General features: G+C 67.3%; 23 protein-coding genes. 19 read left to right on the top strand and 4 right to left on the bottom strand.

Annotated features, from left to right (window positions below):
• Positions 1 to 5 precede the first annotated feature (5 nt).
• Positions 6 to 1097 carry a glycosyltransferase family 4 protein gene (locus tag CDOO_RS07820; protein WP_018021786.1) on the top strand — a complete coding sequence of 364 codons (1092 nt, stop codon included), beginning with the start codon at positions 6 to 8 and terminating at the stop codon, positions 1095 to 1097.
• The gene (locus CDOO_RS07815; RefSeq protein ID WP_018021785.1) at positions 1094 to 1537 is read left to right on the top strand and encodes a hypothetical protein; all 444 of its coding nucleotides are present in this window, start codon (positions 1094 to 1096) and stop codon (positions 1535 to 1537) included. The genes CDOO_RS07820 and CDOO_RS07815 overlap by 4 nt, the downstream gene beginning before the upstream one ends.
• Before the next feature lie 7 nt (positions 1538 to 1544).
• Here CDOO_RS07815 and CDOO_RS07810 read toward each other — a convergent pair whose 3' ends face one another.
• On the bottom strand, positions 1545 to 2012 hold the full coding sequence (locus tag CDOO_RS07810; protein ID WP_018021784.1) for a DUF3817 domain-containing protein: 468 nt from the start codon (positions 2010 to 2012) through the stop codon (positions 1545 to 1547).
• 98 nt (positions 2013 to 2110) lie between these two features.
• Between CDOO_RS07810 and CDOO_RS07805 the strand changes: the two genes are divergently transcribed.
• The 12 genes from CDOO_RS07805 (at position 2111) to CDOO_RS07750 (ending at position 16510) form a co-directional block, all read left to right on the top strand.
• Positions 2111 to 2950, top strand: coding sequence for an acyl-CoA thioesterase (locus CDOO_RS07805; protein WP_018021783.1), 840 nt, complete (start codon positions 2111 to 2113; stop codon positions 2948 to 2950).
• Positions 2951 to 3081: 131 nt separating this feature from the next.
• A complete protein-coding gene (locus CDOO_RS07800; RefSeq protein ID WP_018021782.1) occupies positions 3082 to 3834 on the top strand; it encodes a YebC/PmpR family DNA-binding transcriptional regulator in 753 nt (250 codons plus the stop codon).
• A 148-nt stretch (positions 3835 to 3982) separates the two neighbouring features.
• The gene (gene ruvC, locus CDOO_RS07795; RefSeq protein ID WP_018021781.1) at positions 3983 to 4564 is read left to right on the top strand and encodes a crossover junction endodeoxyribonuclease RuvC; all 582 of its coding nucleotides are present in this window, start codon (positions 3983 to 3985) and stop codon (positions 4562 to 4564) included.
• Positions 4561 to 5163: a Holliday junction branch migration protein RuvA gene (gene ruvA / locus CDOO_RS07790; RefSeq protein WP_018021780.1), complete on the top strand. Its 603-nt coding sequence runs from the start codon at positions 4561 to 4563 to the stop codon at positions 5161 to 5163. The genes ruvC and ruvA overlap by 4 nt, the downstream gene beginning before the upstream one ends.
• Positions 5164 to 5172: 9 nt before the next feature.
• On the top strand, positions 5173 to 6249 hold the full coding sequence (gene ruvB / locus CDOO_RS07785; protein WP_018021779.1) for a Holliday junction branch migration DNA helicase RuvB: 1077 nt from the start codon (positions 5173 to 5175) through the stop codon (positions 6247 to 6249).
• Between the two features lie 33 nt (positions 6250 to 6282).
• Positions 6283 to 6648, top strand: coding sequence for a preprotein translocase subunit YajC (gene yajC / locus CDOO_RS07780; protein ID WP_018021778.1), 366 nt, complete (start codon positions 6283 to 6285; stop codon positions 6646 to 6648).
• 179 nt (positions 6649 to 6827) lie between these two features.
• Positions 6828 to 8696: a protein translocase subunit SecD gene (secD, locus tag CDOO_RS07775; RefSeq protein ID WP_245616207.1), complete on the top strand. Its 1869-nt coding sequence runs from the start codon at positions 6828 to 6830 to the stop codon at positions 8694 to 8696.
• Positions 8697 to 8698: 2 nt separating this feature from the next.
• A complete protein-coding gene (gene secF / locus CDOO_RS07770) occupies positions 8699 to 9865 on the top strand; it encodes a protein translocase subunit SecF (protein ID WP_018021776.1) in 1167 nt (388 codons plus the stop codon).
• Positions 9862 to 11520, top strand: coding sequence for an ABC transporter substrate-binding protein (locus CDOO_RS07765; RefSeq protein ID WP_018021775.1), 1659 nt, complete (start codon positions 9862 to 9864; stop codon positions 11518 to 11520). Before secF ends, CDOO_RS07765 begins: the two co-directional genes overlap by 4 nt.
• Entirely contained in the window at positions 11498 to 12049 is a 552-nt protein-coding gene (locus CDOO_RS07760; protein WP_018021774.1) for an adenine phosphoribosyltransferase, read from the top strand. The genes CDOO_RS07765 and CDOO_RS07760 overlap by 23 nt, the downstream gene beginning before the upstream one ends.
• Before the next feature lie 15 nt (positions 12050 to 12064).
• A complete protein-coding gene (locus CDOO_RS07755) occupies positions 12065 to 14356 on the top strand; it encodes a RelA/SpoT family protein (RefSeq protein WP_026159328.1) in 2292 nt (763 codons plus the stop codon).
• 150 nt (positions 14357 to 14506) lie between these two features.
• Positions 14507 to 16510, top strand: coding sequence for a bifunctional metallophosphatase/5'-nucleotidase (locus tag CDOO_RS07750; protein WP_018021772.1), 2004 nt, complete (start codon positions 14507 to 14509; stop codon positions 16508 to 16510).
• Positions 16511 to 16579: 69 nt separating this feature from the next.
• Here the strand turns inward: CDOO_RS07750 and CDOO_RS07745 are convergent, their stop codons facing one another.
• From CDOO_RS07745 to CDOO_RS07735, 3 genes are all read right to left on the bottom strand, one after another.
• A complete protein-coding gene (locus tag CDOO_RS07745) occupies positions 16580 to 17143 on the bottom strand; it encodes a YdhK family protein (protein ID WP_018021771.1) in 564 nt (187 codons plus the stop codon).
• 181 nt (positions 17144 to 17324) lie between these two features.
• Complete coding sequence (locus CDOO_RS07740; RefSeq protein ID WP_018021770.1) at positions 17325 to 17642, bottom strand: hypothetical protein; 318 nt, start codon at positions 17640 to 17642, stop codon at positions 17325 to 17327.
• Positions 17643 to 17817: 175 nt separating this feature from the next.
• Complete coding sequence (locus tag CDOO_RS07735) at positions 17818 to 18669, bottom strand: peptidylprolyl isomerase (protein ID WP_018021769.1); 852 nt, start codon at positions 18667 to 18669, stop codon at positions 17818 to 17820.
• Positions 18670 to 18799: 130 nt separating this feature from the next.
• On the opposite strand from CDOO_RS07735, the gene tpx reads away from it, so the two are divergent.
• The 5 genes from tpx to CDOO_RS07710 all read left to right on the top strand — a co-directional run bounded on the left by tpx (position 18800) and on the right by CDOO_RS07710 (position 22989).
• Entirely contained in the window at positions 18800 to 19297 is a 498-nt protein-coding gene (gene tpx, locus CDOO_RS07730) for a thiol peroxidase (RefSeq protein WP_018021768.1), read from the top strand.
• Entirely contained in the window at positions 19297 to 19908 is a 612-nt protein-coding gene (locus CDOO_RS07725) for an MBL fold metallo-hydrolase (RefSeq protein WP_018021767.1), read from the top strand. Before tpx ends, CDOO_RS07725 begins: the two co-directional genes overlap by 1 nt.
• A gap of 11 nt (positions 19909 to 19919) precedes the next feature.
• Positions 19920 to 21203 carry a histidine--tRNA ligase gene (hisS, locus tag CDOO_RS07720; protein ID WP_018021766.1) on the top strand — a complete coding sequence of 428 codons (1284 nt, stop codon included), beginning with the start codon at positions 19920 to 19922 and terminating at the stop codon, positions 21201 to 21203.
• Positions 21204 to 21553: 350 nt separating this feature from the next.
• Positions 21554 to 22099: a type IV toxin-antitoxin system AbiEi family antitoxin domain-containing protein gene (locus CDOO_RS07715; RefSeq protein WP_018021765.1), complete on the top strand. Its 546-nt coding sequence runs from the start codon at positions 21554 to 21556 to the stop codon at positions 22097 to 22099.
• A complete protein-coding gene (locus CDOO_RS07710) occupies positions 22096 to 22989 on the top strand; it encodes a nucleotidyl transferase AbiEii/AbiGii toxin family protein (RefSeq protein ID WP_018021764.1) in 894 nt (297 codons plus the stop codon). The genes CDOO_RS07715 and CDOO_RS07710 overlap by 4 nt, the downstream gene beginning before the upstream one ends.
• Positions 22990 to 22992: the final 3 nt, after the last annotated feature.

Raw genomic sequence — 22992 nt, 5'->3', positions numbered from 1 at the left:
CCGCCGTGCGCATCGGCGTCGTCTGCCCGTACTCCTTCGACGAGCCGGGCGGGGTCCAGGCCCACATTCTCGAGCTGGCCGCCCATCTCATCGACCTCGGCCACCACGTCGAGGTCATCGGCCCGGCCTCCCCGGGCACCGAGGTGCCGGACATGGTCACCCGCGGCGGCAGGTCCACCCCGGTGCGCTACAACGGCTCCGTCGCCCGCCTCTCCTTCGGCCCGGTGGTGCACCGTCGGGTGAAAAAGTTCATCCGCCAGGGCCGGTTCGACGTGCTGCACATCCACGAGCCCAACTCACCGAGCTACTCCATGCACGCGCTCGTCGCGGCGCGCGGCCCGATCGTGGCCACCTATCACGCGTCCAGCGACCGCTCGTGGCTGCTGCGTGTCATGCGGGGGATTCTGCAGCCGCAGCTGGAGAAGGTGCGCGGGGGCATCGCCGTCTCGGAGATGGCCCGGCGCTGGCAGGTGGAGCAGCTCGGCGGCGACCCGGTGCTCATCCCCAACGGGGTCGACACCGCGAAGTACCGGCGCGCCCGCAGCGCGTCCCCGGGACCGGTGAAGGTGGTGTTCCTCGGGCGTATCGACGAACCCCGCAAGGGGCTCGACATCCTCCTGCGTGCGTTGGTCCTGCTCGGTCGTTCCCCGGAGGACGTCGAGGTGACGGTGATCGGCGGCGGGCGGCAGCGCGACATCAACGGCGTGCGTTTTGCCGGAAGAGTGAGCGAAGAGGAGAAGGCCCGCATCCTCGGCGAGTCGGACATCTATGTCGCGCCGAACACCGGGGGAGAGTCCTTCGGCATCGTGCTGGTGGAGGCGATGGCGGCGGGCTGCGCCGTGGTGGCCAGCGACCTGGAGGCGTTTGCCGCGGTGGTCGACGCCCACGGTGACAACCCCGCGGGACAGCTGTTTCGCACCGGATCCGACGCGGACCTCGCGCGTGTGCTGGGCGAGCTCATCGATGACCCCGCCGCCCGGCGTCGCCTGGTCGAGGCGGGGGAGAGTCGGGCGCAGCGGTACGACTGGTCGTCGGTGGCGCTCGAGGTGCTCGCGGTCTACGAGACGGTCGCGGACGGCAGCGGGGTGAGAGCGTGAACACGTGGCTGATCGTGCTGGTCATCCTGGCGGTGGCAGCGCTGCTCTGGGCGTACTTCACCGCGCAGCGGCTCAACCGCCTGCACATCCGCACGGACGCGGCCCGCAGGTCGCTGGAGGCGGCGCTCAACCGGCGCGCTGCGGTGCTGTCAGCCCTCGAACCCGGGGCGGGAAAGGTGGCCGACCGCGCCGAGGCCATCGACCTGACGTACGGAAACTTCCGCGAACGGGCGGCCGCGGAAAGGGAGGTCACCCAGGCCGTCGCAGCCCTGGGGGCCGAACCCCCGAGCAGGATCGTCGACGCCAACGTGCGGGTCGAGCTGGCCCTGCGGTTCTACAACGAGGCCGTGGCCGACACCCGCGCGCTGCGCCTGCGCCTGGCGGTGAAGTACACCCGGCTGCGCGGCACGGCGGCGCTGCCGGAGTTCTTCGAGCTCTGAGGCGGCGCTAGTTGCCCGGGATCGCCTCGGGGTCGTAGGGCTGGCCGATGAGCAGCAAGGCCGTGAACACCACGGCGATGAGCACGAGAATGATCAGCACGGTACGCACCGGGTGGCGCACCAGCTGGGCGAGCACCTTGTCCGGCAGGGACCGGGGCTCCTCCGCGCGGTCGCGGAAGCGCCAGTCGCCGTCGAGGTGGCCGCGGCGGTCGGCCCAGATGCTGAAGGGCAGCGCGGCGAAGGGGATGAGCGAGACCGCGAGACCCGCGATGCCCACGCCGGCGGGCCAGCGGTTGTTGGTCCACAGGATGATCGTCAGCGCGACGAAACACAGGAAGCCGAACCCGTGGATCGGGCCGGCGGCGGAGACGAGGTCGGCCCCGCCGACGCCGCGCAGGATCATCGCGCCGATGAGCAGGGTCCAGGTGAGCATTTCCAGGGCGGCCGCGCCGCGGTGCAGATTCTGAGGAGTCATTGGTGCCATCGTAACGGTCGGCCGACGGTGGGCCGTACAGTGGATCACTGGCAGGACGGGGAAACTGGTGGACAACGACGTCGAAAAGCGAGCGAGACATGACTGATATCCGAGACATTCTTGATCTGGAGCGGATCGACCGCGACATCTTCCGGGGTGCCCCGGTCAATTCGCAGCTCCCACGGACCTTCGGCGGCCAGGTCGCGGCGCAGGCGCTGGTCGCCGCCGTGCGCACGGTCGCCGAGGACGAGGACAGCAAGAAGGTGCATTCGCTGCACGGGTACTTCCTCAAGGCCGGGGTGTCGTCGGAGCCGACCGTGTTCCTGGTGGACCGGCTGCGCAGCGGGCGCAGTTTCTCCACCCGGCAGGTCTCCGCCGTGCAGAACGGGGAGACGATCTTCTCCATGCAGGCCAGCTTCCACCGCGAGGGCGACGTGGGCCCGGAGCACGCCGACCGGATGCGTGAAGTGCCCGCCCCGGATGAGATCGGTGACACCGCCGCGAGTTTCCCGGCGAGCTCCCGCGCGCTGCTCGACGAGTGGATCGACTGGGACGTGCGGGTCGTTCCGCCGGAGGACTACGCGCACAACCCGTTCTCCGCGAGCCAGCAGGTGGTGTGGTTCAAGTCGAAGCGACCCCTGCCCGACGAGGACACGTTCCACATCTGCGCGCTCGCCTACATGTCCGACATGACGCTGCTGCAGTCCTCCATGGTCCCGCACCCGGGGCACAAGGTGCAGATGGCGTCGCTGGATCACGCCATGTGGTTCCTCCGGCCGTTCCGGGTGGACGAGTGGCTGCTCTACGACCAGGTGTCCCCGTCGGCGTCGTCGGCGCGCGCGCTGACCCACGGCCGGATCTTCGACGCGCAGGGAAACCTCGTGGCCATGGTCACCCAGGAGGGTCTGACACGCACGTTCGACGAGGACCGTACCTAAACCGCCCCGGGCGGCCTGCGTATACTTGGCCCGGTTAACCACACGCACCAGCGTCCCTCGTTGCTCCCGCATCACCCGCGGTGGAGCGCAACCGGAGATCGGGACGCGTTTCGACGAAGGGAAGTCACCGTATGTCAGGCCACTCAAAATGGGCGACCACCAAACACAAGAAGGCCGCCAACGACGCCCGTCGCAGCAAGGACTGGGCCAAGGCGATCAAGAACATCGAGGTCGCGGCGCGTATCGGCGGCGGTGACCCGGCCGGTAACCCGACGCTGGACGACATGATCAAGAAGGCCAAGAAGGCCTCCGTCCCCAACGACAACATCGAGCGCGCCCGCAAGCGCGGCGCCGGTGAAGAGGCGGGCGGCTCCAACTGGGAGCCCATCACCTACGAGGGTTACGGCCCCAATGGCGTGGCCGTGCTCGTCGAGTGCCTCACGGACAACCGCAACCGCGCGGCCTCCGAGGTGCGCACCGGGTTCAACAAGAACGGCGGCAACCAGGGCGACGCCGGCTCCGTGTCCTACCTGTTCACCCGCATCGGCTACGTCATCGTGGTGAAGAAGGATCTCACCGAGGACGACGTGCTCATGGCCGTGCTCGAGGCCGGCGCCGAGGAGGTTAACGATCTCGGCGAGCAGTTCGAGGTCATCTGCGAGCCCACGGACATCCGCGCCGTCGTCGCCGCGCTGGAGGAGGCGGGCATCGAGGTCGAGGATTCCGGCCGCGACTTCCGCGCCTCCGTCAACGTCCCCCTCGACGTCGAGGGTGCCCGCAAGGTGATGAACCTGGTCGACGCACTCGAGGACCTCGACGATGTCCAGGACGTCTACACCAACATGGAACTCTCCGAAGAGGTCATCGCGGCGCTCGACGCCTAAGTTTCGTGCTTCTCGACGACCCGGGCCCCGCCACTCGCGGCGCGGCCCGGGTTTTTGCCTGTGGGTCGATCCGAATATATGTGCGCTTTTGCGCTAGACTGCCCAGCGTCAGCAGAGGGCAGTTCCGGATGCACCGTGGGAGGCGTGGGTGAACCTGCAGGGCATGCGTGTCATGGGTATCGACCCGGGTCTGACCCGGTGCGGTCTCTCCGTGGTCCAGTCCGGTGGTGGCCGGGCCATTGCGCCCGTCGCCGTCGGAGTGATCCGGACCCCCAGTGACATGGAGCTGGGGGAGCGCCTGGTGCGCATCTCCGCGGCCGTGGAGGAGTGGATCGAGGACTACAGGCCGGACGTCGTGGCTATCGAGCGCGTATTCGAGCGCGGCAACGTCTCCACCGTCATCTTCACCGCCCATGCCGTGGGGGTGCTCATCCTCGCCGCGGCCAAGCGGGGCATCCCCGTGCACCACTACACACCCTCCGAGGTGAAGAAGGCCATCTCCGGCAACGGCCGGGCGGACAAGAAGCAGATGACCATCATGGTCACCCGCATCCTTGGTCTGTCGGAGGCACCCAAACCCGCCGACGCCGCCGACGCCCTGGCCCTGGCCATCTGCCACTGCTGGCGCGCCCCGGCGCTGGCCAGGGAGAAGGCGGCCACCGAGCAGGGCGCAGCCAAACTCAGGGAACTGGCGGAGATCGCCAAACAACATCAGAGGAGTAACTCGTGATCGCATCACTGCGCGGACAGGTGCTCAGCATCGCGCTGGACCACGCCGTCATCGACTGTTCCGGGGTGGGTTATCTCTTCCTGGCCACCCCGGGCACACTCTCCCGGCTGCGCCGCGGCGACGAGCACACCGTGCTCACCCACCTGGCGGTCAAGGAGGACTCCATGACCCTCTACGGCTTCATCTCCGACGACGAACGCCGCCTGTTCCTCCTGCTGCAGACCGTCACCGGCCTCGGCCCGAAGCTGGCGCTGGCGACCATCGGCACGCTGGGCACCGGAGAGATCTCCGCAGCCATCGCCGGGTCGGACGCGAAGAAGCTGCAGACCGTCCCCGGCGTGGGCAAGCGCATGGCGGACCGGATGATCCTCGACCTCAAGGACAAGGTCACCCCCTACCTGCCGCAGGCGGTCCCGGACGCCACCCCGCTGCCCCTGGCCGCCACTGCCACCGCCGAGCAGGTCACCGAGGCCCTCATCGGACTGGGCTTCACCGAGCGCGTGGCCGGCCCGGTGGTCGACGAGGTCCTCGTGGACAATCCCGACCTCAGCGTCGCCGCGGCGCTCAAGGCCGCGCTCTCCGAGCTCGGCCGCGGATAGGAGTAACCCGTGTCAGACATCGAACGCACCGAATTCCAGCTCCCGTCCGAACTCCTCGCCGGCGGCCGGGCCCCCGATTCCGCCGTCGACCCCGGCGTGCAGCCGGACGAGACGGACATCGACCAGACCCTGCGCCCGAAGTCGCTGGATGACTTCATCGGCCAGCCCAAGGTGCGCCAGCAGCTCGACCTCGTGCTCGCCGGCGCCCGGCGGCGCAGCGTCACCCCCGACCACATCTTGCTCTCCGGGCCGCCCGGTCTGGGCAAGACCACCATGGCCATGATCATCGCCCAGGAATTGGGCAGCAGCCTGCGCATGACCTCGGGCCCCGCGTTGGAGCGCGCCGGCGACCTCGCCGCGATGCTGTCCAACCTCATGGAGGGCGACGTGCTCTTCATCGACGAGATCCACCGCATCGCCCGCCCCGCCGAGGAGATGCTCTACATGGCCATGGAGGACTTCCGCATCGACGTCATCGTGGGCAAGGGCCCCGGCGCCACGTCGATCCCGCTGGAGATCCCCCCGTTCACCCTGGTCGGAGCCACCACCCGCGCGGGCATGCTCACCGGCCCGCTGCGCGACCGCTTCGGCTTCACCGCGCAGATGGAGTTCTACGACACCGACGATCTCACCCGGGTGGTCAACCGCACCGCCAGCATCCTCGGGGTGGAGATCCGCCAGGACGCCGCCGTGGAGATCGCCTCCCGCTCGCGCGGCACGCCGCGCATCGCCAACCGCCTGCTGCGGCGCGTGCGCGACTACGCCGACGTGCACGCCGAGGGCCGGGTCTCCCTGGAGGAGGCCCAGGGCGCGCTCGAGGTCTTCGACGTGGATGAGCTGGGCCTGGACCGCCTCGACCGAGCGGTGCTCAGCGCCTTGGTCAAGGGCCACGGCGGCGGACCCGTCGGTGTGAGCACGCTGGCCATCGCTGTGGGGGAGGAACCCGGCACGGTCGAGGAGGTCTGCGAGCCCTACCTCGTGCGCGCCGGCCTGGTCTCCCGCAGCGCCCGCGGACGCGTGGCCACCGCAGCCGCCTGGAGGCACCTCGGACTCGAACCCCCGGAGACCGCGGCGGGGTTGCACTAAGGCCGAAACCGCACGTCTGGCACACTGGCGGGCATGGAATTCCCGTTTCTCCTCATTCTCCTTGCCCTCCTTTTCATTCCCTCCTTCCTCATGATGCGCCGCCAGCGCAAGCAGCAGGGGGAGCTCCAGGCCATGCAGGCGTCGCTCACCCCCGGCGACAACGTCGTCACCAGCGCCGGCATCCACGGCCGGATCTCCGCGCTGACGGACACCACCGTTCTGCTCGAGGTCGCCCCCGGAGTGGAGATGACCCTCGAGCGCATCGCCATCCTGCGCAGCGTCCCCGACGCCGCCACCCGCCCGGAGCCCGTGCTCGGCGAGGGCGTGCAGGAGGAAGAGATGCGTATCGACGACCCGCAGCGCACCCGCGGCGACGACCACCCGGAGAACCTGCGTTAGAGAAGTATCCGAAGGTGGGTACCTGCGGCGCCTTGCGTTGCCGCCATTCGGACGTCCGTGTTCTACGATGAACCACTGTTCTACGATGATCCACGTTGTGCTTGCACAGGGACCCCACCTACTGCGACCGAGGGGCGCCTGCCCCGAGGTCGCTTTCTATGAGGAAAGACCTTAAAACTTTGTCTGCTGACACTCGACGTACCGCGGGCGCGGGCAACGCCAAAAGAGCGTGGCCCAAGCGAGCCCTGGCCATTTTCGGCGTGATCTTCCTCGTGGTGATCGGCCTGGTGTTCCTCACCGGCGACCGGTCGATGGCCCCGAAGCTGGGCATCGACCTGCAGGGAGGCACCCGCATCACCCTGGTTCCGCAGGGCGAGCAGCCCACGCAGGACCAGATGGAGCAGGCCCGCACGATCCTCGAGGGCCGTGTCAACGGCATGGGCGTCTCCGGCGCCGAGGTCGTCGCCGACGGCAACACCCTGGTCATCACCGTGCCGGGTGAGGACGCCAGCCAGGCACAGGCGGTCGGCCAGACCTCGCAGCTGCTGTTCCGCCCCGTCTCGCAGCCGGCCATGCCGGATCCCGCGATGCTCACCGTCACCCTGCCGGAGATGGCGGAGCGCTGGGTCGAGCAGGGCGTCGTCTCCCCGGAGCAGGCGCAGACCGCCGTGCAGACGGTCGTGGACGGCGTCAACGCCGCCATCGCCCAGCAGACCCCGGACGCCGAGAAGGTCGAGGTCCCCACCATCGAGGCCGAGCCCCTTCCGGAGCCGGAGAACGCCATCGAGGCGGGGGACCGACGCGAGGAGGTCACCGCCATGCTGCGCGAGGACCGGCAGTCGGATGACCCCACCACCATGGCCGCGGCCAGCGCGCTCATGCAGTGCGGCCCGGACTACGTCGACCCGCTCGCGGGCACCGACGACCCGGCCCGCCCCCTGGTGGCCTGCGACGCCACCAGCGGACAGGCGGTCATGCTCGAACCCGCCCCGCTGCTCAAGGGTGTCGAGGACCCCGCGGGCCCGCGCCTGACCGGCGAGGAGATCGACACCGGGCGCCCCATCTCCGGCGGCATCAACCCGGAGACCGGGCAGATGGAGATCAACTTCGCCTTCAAGACCGAGGGCGAGCCCAACGGCTCCGCCACCTGGGCGGACCTGACCACCCAGTACCTCGGGCAGAACATCGCCATCACCCTGGACTCGGCGGTCATCTCCGCGCCCACCATCCAGGGCGCCACGCCCTTCGGCTCGGCGACCTCGATCACCGGCGACTTCACCCAGGAGGAGGCCACCGCGCTGGCCAACAACCTCAAGTACGGCGCGCTGCCGCTGTCTTTCGCCGGCGAGAACGGCGAGCAGGGCGGCACCACCGAGACCATCCCGGCGCAGCTGGGCACCGCGGCACTCAAGGTCGGCGTCATCTCGCTCATCGCGGGTTTTGCGCTCATCGCCGTCTACGTCTTCTTCTACTACCGCCTCTTCGGCCTGATCTCCCTGTTCACCCTCGTGGTGTCCACCCTGGTCACCTACCTGCTCATCGTGCTGCTGGGCCGCTGGATCGGCTACTCCCTCGACCTGGCCGGCGTCGCCGGCATCGTCATCGGCGTGGGCCAGACCGCGGACTCCTTCGTGGTCTACTACGAACGCATCAAGGACGAGATCCGGGAGGGCCGCACCTTCCGCTCGGCCACCCACCGCGGCTGGGACCGGGCCAAGCAGACCATCGTCACCGGTAACGCCGTCACGCTCATCGGCGCCGTCGTGGTGTACTTCCTGGCCGTCGGCGAGGTCAAGGGCTTCGCCTTCACGCTGGGTCTGATGACGGTGCTCGACCTCATCGTCACGTTCCTGGTCACCGCCCCGCTGGCGCAGCTGGCCGCCCGCAACCCGTTCTGGTCGAAGGGCAGTGTCAACGGCCTGACCAAGATGTTCGAACTGGCCGACACGAAACGTCGAGAAGCACGCGACGCACACCCGGAACCTGCCCTGAGCGGCGCGGGATCCACCGCCGCTTCCGCAGCGACCACCGCGAATGAGGAGAAATAGCAATGTCGAGCTCCGTCACTGAACCCGTGCAGGCCCCCCGCGGCAACTTCTTCGACCGCCTCTACACCGGCGAGGGCGGGTTCGACTTCATCCGCCGCTCCAAGACGTGGTACCTCATCACCCTCGCGCTCATCGTGCTGTCGTTTGCGGCCATGCTGCTACGCGGATTCGACCTCAACATCGATTTCGAGGGCGGCACCAGGGTCTCCATGCCCGCCGGCGATCTCGTCGCCGAGGAGGTAGAGCAGACGTTCATCGAAACCACGGGCATCGAGCCCGAGGTCGCGCAGATCGTCGGCTCCGGCGAATCGCGCACGCTGGAGATCAACTCCGTGCACCTGAGCAACGAGCAGGCGCAGGACGTGCAGCTGGCCATTGCCAACGAGCACGGCGACGGCCCCTCCAGCGTCGACGACATTGGCGTGTCCACCGTCTCGGAGTCCTGGGGTTCCACCATCACCCAGCGCATGCTCCTGGCCATGGGCGCCTTCCTCGTCCTGGCGGGCATCTACGTGGCCATCCGCCTCCAGCGTGAGATGGCCGTCGCGGCGCTCGCGGCGCTGGTGGTCGACGGCATCCTCATCGCCGGCACCTACGCACTGTTCGGCCTCGAGGTCTCCCCGGCCGTGGTCATCGGCCTGCTTACCGTGCTGACGTTCTCCATCTACGACACGGTCATCGTGTTCGACAAGGTCAAGGAGAACACCGAAGGCGTGCTGGAGACGCGGCGCGCCACCTACGCCGAACAGGCGAACCTGGCGGTCAACCAGACCATCATGCGGTCGATCTCCACCTCGGTGATCTCCGCGCTGCCCATCATCGCGCTCTTTGTGGTGGCCATCTGGCTCATGGGTATCGGCACCCTGCGTGACCTCGCCGTCATCCAGCTCATCGGCGTGGTCGAGGGCATGTTCTCCTCGCTCTTCCTGGCCACCCCGATCCTGGTGAGCCTGATGAACCGCACCAAGCGGGTGCGCGAGCACAAGAAGGCCGTGGAGAACTACCGCGCCCACGGTGGACAGGCCGACGTCCGCGACCCCGCCGCCGACGAGGACAACGAGATCGCCCACGAGAGCGATCCCGCCCCGGCGGCGGGGGGCAGGCGCACCGTCGTCACGCCCACCTCCCCGGGTGGAACCGGCGCAACCTGGCGGCCGGGCCGAGAATGATCCGCGCACACCGCCGGGCCCGCGGCGTGGGCGCCATGCTCGCCGCCACCGCCCTGCTCACCACCGCATGCTCGGGTGACGGCGCTCCGCTAGGCGCCGAGGACCAGGAGAGCACCGCCGACCACTTCGGCTACCAGGTCAACGAGTCGCTGGTGACCACCAACGCCGCCAGCTCCGCGGGTGCGAGCACCAACGCGCAGCTCGTCTCCGCGCGGGTGTACCCCGGTGCCTTCGTCGAGGGCCCGTCGGGGCAGATGATCCCCAACACCGACCTCGTCTCCGCGCAGACCTTGCCTGGCACGACGCCGCAGGTGCAGTACACCATCACCGAGGGCGCGACGTTCAGCGACGGCAACCCGGTGACCTGCCTCGACTTCCAGCTCGCCTTCGTCACTGGCACCATGACCGACCTCTTCGACTCGCACGAGCCGATGATGGGCCAGGTCACCGACCTGCACTGCGCGCCCGACGCCAAGCAGTTCACCGTGGTCTTCGCCGACGGCCAGGGCGGGCGCTGGCGCCAGCTCTTCGGCCCCGGCACCGTGCTGCCGTCCCACGCCATCGCGGCGAAGGCGGGTATCGACGAACCGACCCTGCACACCGCGCTCGTGGACCGCGACTACTCCGTGCTCGCCGGGGTGGCCGAGGTGTGGAACACCGGGTTCTCCCTGGACGCCTTCGACAGCGCGCTGCAGGTCGCGTCCGGCCCCTACGTCATCGACCACGTCGGGGAGGCCGGCGAGGTCGTGCTCGTGCCCAACGGCCAGTACCCGGGCGACGCCGCCGCGACGAACCCGCTGGTGGTGTGGCCGCGGGAGGCGGACACCACCGAGTTGGTCGCCGAGGGCGCGCTGCGCATCGCCGACGTGCCCACCTCGGATCCCGCCTGGGTCAACCGCGACGACACGATGAACCCCTTCATCGTCGAGCCGGTGGTGGGGCTGCTCACCGACTCCCTCAAGCTTTCCGACGGCGGCGTGATCGCCTCCCCGGAGTACCGCCAGCTCTTCGCCGCCTGCGTGGACCGTCGCGCCGTGGCCGAGGCTTCCTCGCGGATCGCTGGCGTCGAGGTGTCGCCCGTGGTGCTGCACACCGTGCCGCACGATGACCCCATCCACCACCAGCTCGACGACATCGGGCAGTCGCACCTAGAGCCGAACTACGCCAGCGCCAGCGGCCTGTGGGGCATGACGGTCAACGTCGGCTACCAGGGCCCGGACGCGCGTAAGGCCGCGATGGTCGAGGCCCTGGCCACCTCGTGTGAGCAGGCGGGGATCACCGTCGTGGACGCCTCGGCCGAGGGCTCCAGCCTCACCGACCTGGGCAGCGCCACCGAGCAGGGCACCATCGACGCCTTCCTGGGTGCTATCGACCCGCGCACCGAGTACGGCTCCGTGTCGGCGGGGCTGACCCAGGTGGACGCGCTGCGCAAGGCGGAGGAGGCGATGTGGCAGCAGCTGCCGTCGATCCCGCTGGCCGCGGAGCCTCGGATCTTCGTCCGGGACAAGAACGTCAGTAACGTGGTGGTCTATTCGGGCCTGACCGGCATCGGCTGGAACAAGGACCGGTGGCAGTTGAGCACCGGTGAGACGGCGAGTGGGTCCAGTGAGCCCAGTGAGGAAGACAGTTCCAGTGACAGCACAGAAGTACGCTAACGCCGCCGAGGCCATCGGCGACAAGATCCGCCTGGTCCCGGACTTTCCGGAGCCGGGTGTGCTCTTCGAGGACCTCACCCCGGTGCTCGCGGACGCGGAGGCCTTCGCCACCGTCGTGAGCTCGCTCTCGCAGGCGTGCCGCGACCTCGGTGCGGACCTCATCGGCGGCCTCGATGCCCGCGGGTTCCTGCTCGGCTCGGCCGTCGCCTTCGACATGGGCCTGGGCATCCTGGCGATCCGCAAGCAGGGCAAACTCCCGCCGCCGGTGATCACCGAGGAGTACTCCCTGGAGTACGGCACCGCGGCGCTGGAGATCCCGGCGGGCCAGACGGACCTGCAGGGCAAGCGGGTCGTTCTGGTCGACGACGTCCTCGCCACCGGCGGGACCCTGCTCGCGGCCACCAAACTCCTGGAATCCTGCGGCGCCGAGGTCAGCGGCTACGTCGTGGTCCTGGAGGTGCCCGGCCTGGGAGGACGCGAGAAGCTTCGCGACGGCTCCCTGGTAGTCATCAACGAGTCGGACGCCTGAGTAGAGGAGCGAGCGATGGCCACCAGCAACGACAGGAACTCCCGACGTACGTCCTCGGGAATGCGCAGCATGTCCGCGCGGTTGGCCAGGTCGCTGACCGGCGGCAGCCGCTTGCGCATCAACCCGGTCCTGGACCCGCTGCTGTCCATCCACCGCGAGTTCCACCCCAAGGCCGACGCCGAGCTGCTCAACCGCGCCTATGACCGCGCGGAACTGCTGCACCAGGGCGTGATCCGCAAGTCCGGCGACCCCTACATCACCCACCCGCTGGCCGTGGCCACGGTGTGCGCGGAGATCGGCATGGACACCACCACGCTGGTGGCCGCGCTGCTGCACGACACGGTGGAGGACACCGACTACTCGCTGGAGGACCTCACAGAGGAGTTCGGCGCCGAGGTGGCACGCCTGGTCGACGGCGTGACCAAGCTGGACAAGGTCGCCCTCGGCGCGGCCGCGGAGGCGGAGACGATCCGCAAGATGATCGTCGCCATGGCCAGCGACCCCCGCGTGCTGGTGATCAAGGTGGCCGACCGGCTGCACAACATGCGCACCATGCGTTTCCTGCCGCCGGAGAAGCAGGCGAAGAAGGCCAGCCAGACCCTGGAGGTCATCGCCCCGCTCGCGCACCGCCTGGGCATGGCGAGTGTGAAGTGGGAGCTGGAGGACCTGTCCTTCGCCATCCTGCACCCGAAGAAGTACGACGAGGTCGTGCGACTGGTCGCCGACCGCGCGCCGTCCCGCGACCGCGCGCTCAAGGAGATCACCTCCGAGCTCGGCGCCGCGCTGCGCACCAACGGCATCGAGGCCGAGGTCCAGGGCAGGCCGAAGCACTACTGGTCGATCTACCAGAAGATGATCGTGGGTGGCCGCGAGTTCGACGAGATCTTCGACCTCGTGGGCCTGCGCATCCTCGTGGACAACGTCAACGACTGCTACGCCGCCATCGGCGTGGTGCACTCCCTCTACGCCGCGCTTCCGGGCAGGTTCAAGGACTACATCTCCAACCCGCGTTTCGGGGTGTACCAGTCCCTGCACACCACGGTGATGTCCGACAGCGGCCGCCCGCTGGAGGTGCAGGTGCGCACCCATGAGATGCACTACAACGCCGAGTTCGGCGTGGCCGCGCACTGGCGGTACAAGGAGACCAAGGGTTCACACAAGGGCGACGTGGCCGAGGTGGAGCAGATGGCGTGGATGCGCCAGTTGCTCAGCTGGCAGAAGGAGGCCGCGGACCCCAACGAGTTCCTCGACTCCCTGCGCTACGACCTCACCAGCAACCAGATCTTCGCCTTCACCCCGAAGGGCGACGTGGTCAACCTCGTGGCCGGGTCCACCACGGTGGACTTCGCCTATGCGGTACACACGGAGGTGGGCCACCGCTGCATCGGCGCCAAGGTCAACGGCAAGCTCGTGGCCCTGGAGTCGACGCTGAAGTCGGGTGACCGGGTGGAGATCTTCACCTCCAAGGACCCGGAGGCCGGGCCCTCGCGCGACTGGCAGGACTTTGTCGTCTCCCCACGCGCGAAGGCGAAGATCCGCCAGTGGTTCGCCAAGGAGCGCCGCGAGGAGCATCTGGACAGCGGCCGCGACGCCCTCGCCCAGGAGGTCCAGCGCGGCGGCCTGCCCCTGCACCGCCTGTTCACGGCCGAGTCCATGCGCCAGGTGGCGGCCCAGCTGCACTACCCGGACATCGACGCGCTCTACACCGCCATCGGCGCCGGCCACGTCTCGGCGCAGCACGTGGCGCAGCGGCTCATGGCCACCTTCGGCGACGAGGACGACGCGGTCGACGCCCTCACGGATCGCGCGCCGCTCTCGCAGCTGGTGGACAAACGCGCCCGCGTCTCCGAGGGCGGCACGGGCATTCTCGTCGAGGGCAGCCCGGACGTGCTGGCCAAGCTGGCCAAGTGCTGCCAGCCCGTGCCCGGCGATGAGATCTTCGGGTTTGTCACCCGCGGCGGGGGAGTTTCGGTGCACCGCGCGGACTGCACGAACGCGGAGAAACTTCGCGACGAGCCGGAGCGCCTCATGAGCGTCTCCTGGGACACCGACCCCACCACGGGCGGGGCCTTCGCGGCCACGCTCCAGGTGGAGGCCCTGGATCACTCCCGCCTGCTCTACTCGCTAACCAAGGTTCTCAGTGAGCAGAAGCTGTCGGTCACGGCGATGAACTCCCACATCGCTGATGATCGCGTGGCGACGATCCGGTTCACCATCGCTGTCTCCGACACGAAGCAGCTCGGCTCGCTGATCACCCTGCTGCGCAACACCGAGGGTGTGTTCGACGTCTACCGCGTCACTGCCTAGACGTGGCGGGGTGGTGGCCGTCGGGTGAACTCTTGCCCGCGGCTGGGTGAACCTGCAGGAGGGCTGGGAAACCGTCGAGAAGTTTCGGCGTAGCTGTGATATTCCTGACCGGGTACGCACGACACCACAGCTATCCAGGAGCACCCACCCGTGAGCTACTTCCGCCGGTATGGCCACATCATCGCCGCCGTCACCGCCTCCACCCTCGTCATCTCGGGCACGGCAGTCGCCGAGGCCCAGGAGATGCAGACCGTGTCCGTCACCAACATCACCGACTTCCACGGGCACCTCTCCGAGGTTGTGGATACAAAGAAGCCGGTGAACACCGAAATGGGCGCCGCGCGCATCGCGGGAATCATGAACCAGCTGGGCTCGGACGATACCTTCGCATTCCGCACCACCTCGGGCGATAACGTCGGCGGCTCCGCATTCGTGTCTGCGATCTCCGACGACAAGTACACGCTCGAGGCACTCAACGAGATGGGTATCGACGTTTCCGCGGCGGGCAACCACGAGTTCGACAAGGGCCAGAATGACCTGTACAGCCGCATCAACGAGGCGTCCGACTACCCGATTCTCGGCGCCAACGTCATCGACACCGACACCGGAGAGCCCGCGCTGGATCCCTCGTACGTGGTGGAGAAAGACGGGCTGAGCATCGGTTTCGTCGGCACCGTCACCCAGCAGACGGTGAACAAGGTCTCCCCGGCGGCGATCTCGGGTCTGGAGTTCACGGACCCCGTTGCCGCAGCCAATGCCGAGGCCGCCCGGCTGAAAGCCCAGGGTGTCGACGCGGTCATCGTGCTGCAGCACGAGGACATCGCAGTCGTCAATGGCTTCAGCGAGGACGTTGACGCGGCCTTCGGTGGCGACAGCCACCAACGCCACCTCAACGGCACGCTGGCGCAGAGCCAGGAGTACGGCAAGGTCGTCTCCGAGCTGGAGTTCGATTACGACCCCGCCAGGGATAAGGCCACCAACTTCCGCATTGCGCAGCATGACTACACCACCTCTGGCACCGTGGCAGTGGACCCGGCGGTCGCTGAAACGGTTGCCGCGGCCGAGGCTGAGGCCAAGGTGCTGGGCGAGGAGGTTGTGGCCACGATCGACAAGTCCTACTACCGCGGCACCCAGCTGGGCGGGGCCACCGGTTCCAACCGTGGTGTCGAGTCCACCCTCAACAACATGCTCGCCGAGTCCAACCGCCGGGCCATGAACCAGTTCCTGAAGAGCGAGGAGATCGACCTGGGCATCATGAACGCCGGCGGTGTGCGCGCCGATCTCGAGTCCGGAGAAGTCACCTACGCCGAGGCTCTCACCGTGCAGCCCTTCGGCAACAACCTCGGCTACGCCACCCTCTCCGGCGCGACGATCCTCCAGGCGCTCGAGAACCAGTGGCAGCCTGGTGCGTCCCGCCCGCGTCTGTCATTGGGCCTCTCCGACAACGCGTCCTACAGCTACGACCCCTCTGCTCCGCAGGGCTCCCGGGTCATCGATGCCCGCATCGACGGTGTGCCCATCGATCCGAGCGCTGAGTACAAGGTCGCCGGCGCGTCTTTCCTCCTCGAGGGTGGCGACGGATACATCAACAAGGCTGATGTCCGCGATTACCGCGACGTGGGTTACCCGGACATCGCAGCCTTCACCGACTACTTGAAAATGGAAGATGCGCCGACCTACCGGGCGGGTCAGTCGGACATCGGAATCTCCGGGCTGAGCGCCCTGGCCGCTGGTCAGACCTCCGAGCTGGAGCTGACCTCGCTAAGCTACTCCAACACCACCGAGCCGCAGGCCAAGACCGTGACCGTTCACATCGGTGACCTAGAGTTCGAGGCCCAGGTGAACAACGAGGTCACCACTGACGATATCGGCCTCGGCGAGGTCGGCCGCGCCACCGTCGAGGTGGCACTGCCGGAGACCTATACCGGCGAGGAGCGCATCTGGATCACCACCGACGCGGGCACAAAGATCACCGTTCGCGGTACTGAACCCACCGACCCGAGCGGTTCGTCTCTCGGTTCCTCCGTGGGTGGCATCCTCGCTGGCCTGCTCGGGCTCGGCGTTGTCGGCGGCATCGTCGCTGCCGTGCTGAACTTCCTCTTCCCGGCGCAGACGCGTCAGGCGATCGAGAACTTCTTCCCGTTCCGCCGCTAGCCTCACCCTGATAGACGCAGACTCCCTTGCCGGCCTCGTGCCGGCGGGGGAGTCTTGTTGTTGTCGGAGCTACTTCGCGGGTTCGAGCTCGCTCTCCACGGCCCACTTGTGGTTGGTCATCGTCATGCCGTCGGCCTCAATGTCCACCATGTAGACGGTCTCCTGGGTGGAGGAGTCGATGGTGGCGGTGGCACCCGACATGCCCGCCATGTGCTCGGCCGTGAGCACGACCTCGGTGCCGTCCGCGAGTGGGGCGGGACCGGGGTTCTCCAGCTCCTCGTGAACCACCCACTTGTGGTTCACGACCGGGTCAGAACCGTCGGTGGGCGTGTAGCTCACCGCGTAAGCCGTGGTGTCAAAGGCGCCGGTGATGGTGCCTTTCTCGCCCTCCATGCCGGGCATGTGATCGGCCAGCACGGTGACGTCGGTGCCGACCGGGTAGGTCGCATCGGTGGCCTCGACGATGCCGCCCGGGGGAGCGCCCCCGTCCTGGGCGTGATCGTGCTGCATCGATTCGTGGTCATGCGTGGCGGAGGTCGCGGGGGTCTGCTCCGGTTCATCGGCGGTGGAGCAGGCGCTAAGCGTCAGCGCTCCCAGGGTGGCCGCGGTGGCGAGGATAAGTCGGCGTGTCATGGCGACTGTTCTTCCTTTCTGGCGGATCTTTAGGCGATTGCCGGATCGAAAACTCTTGACACCGACTGGTGTACCCCTGGGAGGTATATGGTTTATGGCCGGGTCGCCTCGCGTTTCACCGCGGCCCGGGCGTGCAAAAAACGCCGCCCGCATGTGCGGGCGGCGTTGGAGCGTCAGGTGCTTACTTGGTGAAGCGGTTGACGAAGGTGTAAATGGCGGTCAGCACGCCGATGGCACCGGTGATGGCGGTGAAGATGCCGGTGAGTTTCTTGATTTCGAACTCGCCTTCGTCATCGAAGAAGTAGTCGCTGGAGCCGTTGTCCGTCTCTTGACCGGGCTCGGTCGGGGTGTCGGTCTCGGTACCGGTGTTGCTGGAACCGAGGTCGAGTCTCTCGAGGGAGCTGGAGTCGGCCTCTGCAGCCGAAGCGACGGAGACGCCAGCGGTGGTGACGGCGAAGGCGGTGGCCACTGCGACGAGGCTGTTGCGGAACTTGTTCATTTGTGGAACTTCCAATCTTGGAAAATACGGGGGAGCAGATGTCTCGCTACGAACCGGAACTATAACGGCCGGTTTCACCTGGCGCAACACCAAATAGCAACTATTAACCTGCCCCTTACCTGGCGTTAAGAAATGCCCGAAGTGGAGTTCTCTTCCGCCACAGGAGTATCTACAATCACACCGTGGCGTGCTCGATGACGACCTGTTCGGCGGGCTGTCCGTCGGGAGCGCCCCCGTCGGCTCCGGCGTCGGCGATGGCATCGAGCGTCGACAAGCCTTCCTCCGTGATCTGACCGAAGTAGGTGTAGCTCGGCGGCAGCGGGGAGTCGTCGTAGTTGAGGAAGAACTGCGAACCGTTGGTGCCCTCGCCGGCGTTGGCCATGGCGATGGAACCGCGCGGGTAGGTCACGGACTCCTGGGAACCGCCGGCCTCATCGGTGGGGTACTCGTTGTCGAACTCGAAGCCCGGCCCGCCCGAGCCGGTGCCCGTGGGGTCGCCGCACTGCAGGACGTAGATGCCCTGCGTGGTGATGCGGTGGCAGACGGTGTCGTCGAAGTACTTCTCCTGGGCGAGGTGCTCCACGGCGTTGACCGTGCACGGCGCGACGGAACGGTCCAGATCCATGGGGATCGGGCCCTTGTTCGTCTCCAGGGTGACGGTGACGGTGCCCTCGGTGGAGATGTTGTCCTTGGCCGGGACGGTGGCGTCGTTGGCCTCCTCGCCGGTGTCGCGGTAGTCGCAGGTCACGGTCGCGGGCAGCGGAGTGTCGCGCTTCATCGCCAGCGGCTCGTAGGTCGCCTCCGGCGTGGTGCTCTCCGCGGAGGTGGACGTCTCGTCCTGGGCGGTGGTCTCTTCGCCTGAGTCGCGGGTGGCGAAAAAGACGACGCCACCGCCGATCAGCAGAATCGCCGCGGCCGAGGCCGCGATGACGCCGAGGGGGCGGGCCTTATTCTTGCGTTCGCGCGACTTCAGCTCGCGCTCCAGGTTGGACAGGGCTTTGTCGCCGCGTTCTTGGTTGGTGCTCATCCGTGGCCGGTCCCTACGTGTTCGGTGGAGAAGTGGACTACTGACAGGGGCAAGTCTAACGCGGACGGGTGTGCTGGAAGCGGCGAGGGCGCTGGGCGGGCGTCGATAAGCGTGGCTATCCTCGGGGGACATGGCTACCGTAACTTTCAAGAATGACCCCACGTCCCTCTCCGGGGAGCTGCCGGCCGTCGGCGACACGCTGCCGGACTTCACCCTCGTGGACACCGAGCTCGGGGAGGTCACCCGGGAGGACTTCGCGGGAAAGCGCCTGGTGCTGAACATTTTCCCGTCCGTGGACACGGGCGTGTGCGCGCACTCGGTGCGCAAGTTCAACAAGCTCGGTGAGCGCCACGACGACACCGCCGTCCTCTGCGTCTCCCGCGACCTGCCCTTCGCCCACGCACGTTTCTGCGGCGCCGAGGGCATCGACCGCGTGACCTCCGGCTCGACCTTCCGCTCCAGCTTCGGCGAGGACTTCGGCGTCACCCTCGAGGGCTCGCCGCTCAAGGGCCTGCTCGCGCGCGCCGTCGTGGTCACCGACACCGACCACAAGGTCGTCTACACCGAACTCGTGCCGGAGATCGGCCAGGAACCGGACTACGACGGTGCCGAGGCGGCGCTGAAGTAGTGCAGCTCTCCGGATTCGCCGCTGGGCCCTACAAGACCAACACCTACGTCATCTCCGACGGGGACTCCTGCGTGGTCGTCGACCCGGGCATGCACTCCTACGATCGTGTCATGTCGCTGGGCCTGCGTGTCGACACCGTCCTGCTCACCCACGGCCACATCGACCACACCCGCGACGCCGGCGCGTTCGGTGTGCCCGTGTACATCCACCCGGACGACGAATTCATGCTCGCGGCGGGTGCGGGTGTGTCCGAGCAGTCCCGGGCACTGTTCGACGCGGAGAACATGGAGCGTATCGACGACCTCCGCCCCCTCACCGACGGCTCCGAGCTGTCCTTCTTCGGCGAGTCGTTCGTGGTGCGCCACACTCCTGGGCACTCCCCGGGATCCTGCCTGCTGGTGCACTCCGAGTTTGTCTTCGCCGGGGACGTGCTGTTCCGCGGGTCCATCGGGCGCACCGATCTGCCGGGCTCGGACCCGGCGGCGATGGATGCGTCGCTGCGCGGGCCGGTGTGGTCTCTGCCGGATGCGCTGGCGGTGCTGCCCGGGCACGGACCCACGACCACGATGGCTACGGAACGTGCGAGCAACCCCTTCCTGACCGCTCTGTAAGGTATGGGCCTGTGAGTGACAAGAAGAAGTTCCAGGCCCTGTCCGCCCCCAAGGGCGTGCCCGACTACGTCCCGCCCGTCTCGGCGACGTTCCTACGCGTGCGCGACGAGTTCGCCCGGCAGGCGCACCTGGCCGGCTACCAGCACATCGAGCTGCCCATCTTCGAGGACACCAACCTCTTCGCCCGCGGAGTCGGCGAGTCCACCGACGTGGTCTCGAAGGAGATGTACACCTTCGCCGACCGCGGCGACCGCTCCGTCACCCTGCGCCCCGAGGGCACCGCCGGCGTCATGCGCTCGGTCATCGAGCACAGCCTCGACCGCGGCCAGCTGCCCGTCAAACTCAACTACTACGGGCCCTTCTTCCGCTACGAACGCCCCCAGGCCGGGCGCTACCGCCAGCTCCAGCAGGTCGGCGTGGAGGCCATCGGCATCGACGACCCGGCCCTCGACGCCGAGGTCATCGCCCTCGCCGACCGCTCCTTCCGCGCGCTCGGCCTCACCGGCTTCCGCCTCGAACTCACCAGCCTGGGCGACGACACCTGCCGCCCCGCCTACCGCTCGAAACTGCAGTCCTTCCTCTTTGAACTGCCGCTTGACGACGACACCCGCCGACGCGCCGAGATCAACCCCCTGCGTGTGCTCGACGACAAACGCCCGGAGGTCCGCGAAATGACCGCCGACGCGCCGCTCATGCTCGACCACCTCTGCGACTCGTGCCGCGCGCACTATGAGACGGTCACCGGACTGCTGGATTCAATGGGCGTTGCCTATGAGGTCAACCCCCGCATGGTCCGCGGCCTGGACTACTACACCAAGACCACCTTCGAGTTCGTCCACGACGGCCTCGGTGCCCAGTCCGGCATCGGCGGCGGCGGGCGTTACGACGGCCTCATGGCCCAGCTCGGCGGCCAGGACCTCTCCGGCATAGGCTACGGCCTCGGCGTCGACCGCACCGTCCTGGCACTGGAGGCGGAGGGCGTTGTTCTGGACGGCGTGGACCGGCGTGTCGACGTCTATGGCGTCGCGCTCGGTGCCGACGCCAAGGTTCGGATGGCGCTGCTGGTGGACGCGCTGCGCGCCGCCGGGGTTGCGAGCGACATGTCCTACGGCGACCGCGGCCTCAAGGGCGCGATGAAGGGTGCCGACCGGTCGCATGCGCGGTTCGCGCTGGTGCTCGGCGAGCAGGAGCTTGCCGACTCCACCGTCGCCGTCAAGGACATGGCCGACCAGTCGCAGACCTCGGTGTCGCTGGATGCCGTGGTGGGCGAGCTGGTGGCGCGGCTCGGGCGCTAGTTTCTCGGGGGGTTTGTTCGACCACGGTTTGTCGACCGCAATGTGGATCGGGGGTCAGGCACATTGTGGTCGAGCAACCGTGGTCGAGGTTTCTGTGCCCCGGGCTATCTTTCGAATAGCTTCGGTCGGACACTTCGTGGGCACGAAGTGTCCGACCGAAGCTATTCGAAGGACAGGGGGCGGGGCCTTGAGCGGGGTGGTCGTGGCAAGCCTGGCGTGGACTGGGGCTGACCATGTGCAGTTTGCTGAACTGTCGTTTCGGGGTTTGAAGACCCGACGGAGGTCCTCTTGGGGAAAAATCGTCAGAACCGTACCGAATATGGTACGGTTTTGACGAAAGGGGAGGGGCAATGACCTATCGGCGAGATCTCTGGGAGATCGCTGCACATCAGCATGGGATAGTTACCGTGCGTGACGCTGAGGAAGCAGGAATTCCGGCAGTGGAACTACGGAAGCTGGCTCAGCGGGAAGCGTTGGATTCTTTCGGCAACGGGGTTTACATGCACGCGGATGTTCCACTGACCCGATTTTCCCAACCGGCCCTCGCGGTCAAACTGGCCGGAGAGCGAGCAATGCTGCACTGTGAGGCCGTCTTGGATCTAGTCGGAGTGGGACAGTTCAATCCTCCGAAGATTCGTGTCGCCACCACACGTCGGGTTCGCCGGACGCTGCCGGAATGGCTGGCACTTGAGCGACGGACTGATATTTCGGACGAGAACGTGACGTCGTACGAGGGAATCCTGGCGACAACTGTTGCACAGGCGTTGGCCGATGTTCGTGGGCGGCCGTCACTTCTGAGATGGGAATCGATGGTCGACCAGGCAATGGGGCTCGGGCTAGTGGACAAACAAGACTGCGAGGCGCTTCGGTTGCAGACAAAGGAATATTCATCGTGAATACTCCACCGCTGAACACTGCCCAGCTCAATGACCGGGTGCGGACCGTTGCGCGCATGCATCAGACATCTGAGGCGAGGGTCCGGAGAATGCTCGCCGCGATGATCATCTCGCAGATGCTTCCCTCCGGCGTCGCGGTCAAGGGTGGAATGGGCATCAAGCTACGCATGGGTGAAGCCGGCACACGCGCTACTGCGGATCTCGACGTGTTCTCAGCGGATCGCAGCGATCTCTTGACGGAGGACTTTGCTACGCGACTCCGCGAGGGCTGGGGAAGTGTGCCTGCGTCGAAAGGCGCGAAGAAGAAGAACCCGGAAGCTCCCGATCGAGTGGCTTTCACGGGTTCACTAAAGCGGTTTCCGGTGCACGACCCTGGCCTGGAAAAACCCCAGTATCTCATGCACCCGTTCAAGGTGACCCTTGAATTTCTGGGAAAGCCCTGGTCTTCCCTCGATGTTGAGGTGGCGGATCCGGAGGTCGGAGAAGCCGCATCGCACTCGAGAACTGTCGATGCGGAGTTGATCGAGCTCAATGGGCACTTCGGCTTCGGAGATCTGCAACCCGTACTTTTGATTGATCTGGAGTTTCAGATTGCGCAGAAGATTCACGCTCTGACTTTTCTCGGCGATGAGCGCCCCCAAGACCTGGTCGATCTGCAACTTCTGTGGTCCGCAGGGCCGAACGTAAGCAAGCTTCGAACCTACTGCGAACGCACTTTTGCTTTCCGGCGCGCCCAATCGTGGCCGCCGGTACCACTGAGGCCGATGGACGGCTGGGAGGACAGGTATCGGCTGGCAAGAGACGAGACTGTAGTGGACGGTCAGAGTCCCGTGCTCGAGGAAATTGGGGCCGCCCGCGACTGGCTGACGGGGAAAATCAGCGAGATCTGAACG

It is taken from the genome of Corynebacterium doosanense CAU 212 = DSM 45436 (genome assembly GCF_000767055.1).
Lineage (GTDB): Bacteria > Actinomycetota > Actinomycetes > Mycobacteriales > Mycobacteriaceae > Corynebacterium > Corynebacterium doosanense.
Note: the sequence above shows the minus strand (reverse complement) of the source record. Positions and strands in the feature narration are given on the sequence as shown.